The organism is Streptomyces jumonjinensis (genome assembly GCF_009600885.1).
GTDB classification, from domain to species: domain Bacteria; phylum Actinomycetota; class Actinomycetes; order Streptomycetales; family Streptomycetaceae; genus Streptomyces; species Streptomyces jumonjinensis.
Map to the genome: position 1 here is coordinate 66,469 of NZ_VCLA01000184.1, position 5,329 is coordinate 71,797.

A 5,329-nucleotide genomic window follows, 5' to 3' on the forward strand; every position below is an offset into this window, starting at 1 on the left:
ACCGGGCGGGCGGGGGGGCCGGTGGGCAGCGCGGACCGGGGCGGTGGCAGGGGCGGCATGCGTCGTTTCCGTTCTACTCCGGTTTCCGCACCGGTTCGAGGCCGGTGCGGGTGGTGCGCAGCGGGCGGGAGGCCAGGGCGAGCAGCCCGGTCCCGGCAACCGCGAGCGCGCACATGGCGACGGCGAGGGTGACGCCGGCCAGGCCCGCGAGATTGCCGAGGACGTTGTTCATGACCAGGAGCGGCAGGCTCTGCACGAGCGTCAGCAGTGCCTGGATGCGGGAGAGGTGGGACTCGGGCGTCACGGTCATGATCAGTGGGCCGATGTGTGAGGAGAACAGTCCGTTGCCGAGCCCGGTGACCAGTCCGGCGCCCAGTGCCGCGCCGGAGTCGGGCGCCAGGGCGAGCGCGAGCACGCCGAGACCGGCCACCATCAGGCCGCATGCGGCCATCAGACCGGGCCGGCCCAGCGGACCCCTCCGTACGACACCGAGTGTGACGGCGACCATGCCGAGGCCCTGGGCGCCGACCACGAGTCCGGTGGCGCCCGCGCTCCAGTGCTGCTCGCGGGCGAGCAGGGGCAGCAGCAGCGGCATGACGGGCAGCAGGCACCCGGCCGCCGCCGCCACGAGGAGCAGCCCCGGCCGCAGTACCGCGTCGCCGAAGCCCACGCGTACGCCGTCGGCCGCCTCTCGCAGGACGTTCTGCCTGGCGCCGGCCGCCGGCAGGTCCTGGCTGGACTTGATCGTGATGAGTACGACGAGGACGAGAGCGAAGGTGACGGCGTTGACGAGCGCCGCTCCGGCCAGACCTGCGAGCCCGACCAGGACACCGCCCAGTGGGCCGCCGCCCATGGTGATGAGCTGTGCCCCGGCCTGCCGTAGCGCGAGCGCGCGCGGGAGGCGGTCCTTGCCGACGAGTCGGCGCGGCATCGACCCCGAGGCGGGTAGGTAGAAGGCGTCCACGACGCCGATGAGGACACCCGTGGTGATCAGCAGCCAGGGCTCGGCGCCCAAGTGGTACGAGAACGCGGCCAGCAGAAGCGAGACGACGAGCATCGCCGAGTCACCGGCGATCATTACGCGGCGGGCCCCGAACCGGTCGCCGACCGCGCCGCCCACGAGGAGCAGTGCCACGCGGGGCAGGTTGACGGCGGTGAGGACCAGGCCGGCCACGGCTCCGCCGTGGGCGGTCGCCGCCCAGCCCAGCGCGAAGTACAGCATGGAGTCGCCGAGGAAGGACGCGAGTGCGCCCGACAGCCAGACGAGATAGGTACGGGGCAGTCGGGGCGGCCCGGCCGGGACGCCGGGCCGCGGCGCGTCGTCCGCTGTGGCCGGCCTTCCGTGGTGTTCGGTGTTGGCGATGGGATGTCTCCGGTGATCGGGACACGGCGGGCGCTGGGGCGCGTTCCGGTCAAGAGGTCGTCAGGGCGCGCACGAGGTCGTGCACATACGGCGCCCGGAACATGGAGTAGTGCGTCCCGGGCACGGTACGTATCCTGCTGCCCGCGGTGCCGAATTCCGGCCAGGCGTCGAGCAGGGTGCCCGCGTCGGCCGCCCGGACGACGACGAGTTCGCTGTCCACGCGCCGGGGCACATACGTGTCGATCGCGCCCACGGTCGCCATGAAGACCGCGAGCCGATTCCGTACATCGCCGATGCCGACGCCGCCGGGCAGCAGTGCGTACTCCTCGATCAGGGCGAGCAGGGACTGCTGGTCGAGCGGGCCGGGCAGGGTTTCGGGAACAGCGCGTCCGGTGAGTCCGGCGAGGTCGGACACGAACGCGTGGAGCATGCTCTCGGCGGTGACCGGGGCGGCCCCGGGGAAGCTGCTGTCGAACAGCACGACCGACGGCACCTCGTGGCCGAGGCCGGTCAGCTGCCGGGCCATCTCGAAGGCGACGACTCCGCCGGTGGACCAGCCGCCGAGATGATAGGGGCCCTGGGGCTGGTGCGGGAGCAGGGCGCGCACATGCGAGGCGGCCAGCTCCTCGATTCCCGTGAAGGGGTGGGGGACTGAGTCGAGGCCCGGAGCATCGAAGCCGTAGACCTCCCCGCCGCCTGCTCCGCCCTCCGTCCGGGCGAGCAGGCTCGCGAGCTCGCGGTAGCACAGGGCGCTGCCGCCACTGGGGTGGACGAGGTACAGCGGGGCCCGGGAGGCTGGGCCGGCCGGCCTCGCGAGCAGCAGTGGGTCATGGGCGCCCTCGGCGTTCCCCGCCGTACCGGACGAGCGGGCCTGTTCCACCAGCCCCGCCAGCTTCTCCACCGTGGGGGCGGTGTAGAAGTCACGCAGCCGCACCCGCGCGCCGAACCGTGCCTCGATGCGGGAGGCGATGCGGGCGACCTGAAGGGAGTTGCCGCCCAGGGCGAAGAAGTCGTCGGCGGGGCCGGCCGGGCGGCCCAGGACGTCCTGGAAGATCTCGGCGGTCGCGGCTTCGATCGCTGTCAGCTCCCTCGGCATGGCGGGTTCATGCCTGTCCGGGACGATCGCCGTCGCGGACAGAGCCGTACGGTCGATCTTGCCGCCGCTGGTGAGGGGGAGGTCGTCGAGCACGGCGAAGTCGGAGGGGATCATGTGCGCGGGCAGCCACTCCCCCAGTCCTGTCCGCAGCTCGGCCGCGGTCACCTCGCCGGTGACGGTGACGTACGCGGCGATCTGCTGCTCGCCTGTGCTGTTCGGCCGCACTGTGACAGCGCAGGCCCGCACCTGCGGCTGCCGCCCGAGGGCCACCTCGATCTCGTCGAGCTCGATGCGGAAGCCACGCACCTTGACCTGCCGGTCGACCCTGCTGAGGAACTCCAGTCCGCCGTCGGCGCGGTAGCGTACGAGGTCCCCTGTGCGGTACAGCCGCCCGCCCGGTTCGTCACCGAACGGATCGGGGATGAAGCGCGCCGCGGTCAGGCCGGCCCTGCCCGTATAGCCGCGGGTGAGCTGGGCGCCGCCGACGAGCAGTTCGCCGGGGAGGCCGACGGGGACGCGGCGCAGGCGCCGGTCCACGACGTACAGGCGGGTACCGGGCAGCGGACGCCCGATCGGTGGAGAGGTCCCGGACGGCCGCGTCACCTCCTCGAAGGTGACGATCACGGTGGACTCGGTGGGACCGTACGCGTTGAAGAACCGGATGCCCGGGTGGGCGGCGAGCCGCGAGGCGACGGCCGGGGGGCATGGCTCGCCGCCGGTGACGACGGTGCGCAGCGACGGCAGGCCGGTGATGTCCAGGGTGGCGAGCGCGGTCGGCGGGACGAACGCCAGCGTCGTCCCGGTGGAACGGATGGCCTCGGCGAGGTCGCGGCCGAGACGCTCCTCGCGCCCGATCAGGCAGACGGTGCCGCCCGCGCAGAGCGTCGTGAAGATCTCCAGGATCGAGGCGTCGAAGCCGGCGGACGTGAACTGCAGCACGCGCGTCCCAGGGCCGACGCCGAGGTGTGCGGCGCTCGCTTCGACGAACTGCGACAGACCGCCGTGCCGGACCATGACCCCTTTCGGGCGGCCCGTCGATCCGGAGGTGTAGATGAGATAGGCGATGCCTTCGGGGTCGCTGAGGACGGGTGACGGAACCGTGCTCCTGGTGGGACGGGCGATTTCCACGGCTTCAGACGGTGCCGGACGGCCGGGCGCGTCAGGCGTTTCGACGCGGTCGGCACGGCTCACCGGGCCGCTGTGCACGGCGGCGCGGCTCACCGGTCCGCTGTGCACGGCCGGTTCGCCGTCCTCGCCTGATCCGCCGTCGTCGCCCGGTCCGATGCACAGTACTGATACGTCCTCGGGCAGTTCGAGCCCTTCGGGCAACCCGGCGGCGCCCACCAGCACCAGCCGGGCGCCCGAGTCCGCCAGGACGTATCCGATGCGGGCCGGTGGGTCGGCCGGATCGAGTGGGACGTAGGCACCGCCTGCCCGGATCACGGCCATCAGGGCTACGACCAGGTCGGCGGAGCGCTCCAGGCACACGCCCACCACGGCCTCGGGGCCCACTCCGGCACGCCGCAGCCGGGCCGCCATGTCGTCCGAGCGGGCCACCAGTCGGCCGTATGTGAACACCGTGTCGCCGCATCGGAGGGCGGTCGCGCCGGGGGCGTGCAGCGCCCGCGCGGCGATCAGCTGGTCGACTCGCCGCCGCACCCGCGCGGACGGCACGGCATGCGCGGCGCCGCACCACTCGGCGAGCGCGGCCGTCTCCCCCTCGGAGATCACCGCCAGTTCGGAGACCCGGGTGTCCGGTGCGGCCAGCGCGCTCGTGAGCAGCACCTCCAGATGCTCCAGGAGCCGTTGGATCCTTTCCCGCTCGAACAGCTCGGTCGAGTACTCGGCTTCCACCACGAGTCCGTCGGGCCTCAGGATCGCCAGGACCGACAGGTCGAAGCGGGACGCCCCGAATGCGTCGAAGTCCAGCGGTTCCGCCTCCACGTCCGCCATGGCGAACCTCTCCGGCAGCCCGTGCTCAAGCTGGAAGGACACCTGGAACAGCGGGTTCCGGCCCACGCTGCGGGCGGGCCGCAGCTCGGACACCAGGCGTTCGAAGGGGACGTCCTGGTACTCGGAGGCGTCGAGGACGACGTCCCTGACCCGTTCGACCAGCTCTCGGAACGTGGGGTCGCCCCGCAGGTCGGTGCGTGCGACGAACATGTTGACGAAGAATCCGATGAGGTTCTCGACCTCGGGGTGCGGCCGGCCTGCGGAGGGGACGCCGACCGAGATGTCGCTCTGGCCGGTGTAGCGGTGCAGCAGCGCGTTGAACCCGGCGAGCAGGACCATGAACGGCGAAGCGTGCTCGTCGCGGGCGAATCCGGCGAGCCTGCTCCCGAGCTCGGGCGGCATCACCCGGCGTACGCCTGAGCCTTCGCCGGTCGGCTGTGCGGGCCGCGACCGGTCCGTGGGCAGTTCGAGCGCGGGAGCGCCCGCGAGCTGCCGCCGCCAGTAGGCCACCTGTTCACCGAGGGCCGCCTCGGTGTGCTGCTCCCGCTGTCGCAGCGCGTAGTCCGCGTACTGGAGCCGGGGCGTGGTGAGCCCGAGCGGGGAGCCGGTGGCGAGGGACGTGTAGAACGCCGCCAGTTCGCGGACGAGGAGTACTCCCGACCAGCCGTCGACGGAGATGTGGTGCAGGGAGAGCTGCAGGATGTGGTCGTCGGGGGCCAACCGGATCAGCAGTGGTCGCACCAGTGGCCCCTGCGCCAGGTCGAACGGCGCACGGGTCTCGGAGGCCACCATGGCTTCGGCGGCGGTCCACCGGTTCCGCGGGTCCGTGATCCCCGACAGGTCGTGTACCGGCAGCGGCAGCGGGGCCGGGGGATCGATCATCTGGAGAGGTGTGCCGTCCACGTCGGGATAGCGGG

The 5,329-nt window shown here is 72.5% G+C and carries 2 protein-coding genes; both read right to left on the bottom strand.

Annotated features, from left to right (window positions below; translation table 11 throughout):
* Nucleotides 1–73: 73 nt before the first annotated feature.
* Nucleotides 74–1,363 carry an MFS transporter gene (locus FF041_RS29190; protein WP_323393027.1) on the bottom strand — a complete coding sequence of 430 codons (1,290 nt, stop codon included), beginning with the start codon at nt 1,361–1,363 and terminating at the stop codon, nt 74–76.
* A 49-nt stretch (nt 1,364–1,412) separates the two neighbouring features.
* Nucleotides 1,413–5,315: a non-ribosomal peptide synthetase gene (locus tag FF041_RS29195; RefSeq protein WP_323393029.1), complete on the bottom strand. Its 3,903-nt coding sequence runs from the start codon at nt 5,313–5,315 to the stop codon at nt 1,413–1,415.
* Nucleotides 5,316–5,329: the final 14 nt, after the last annotated feature.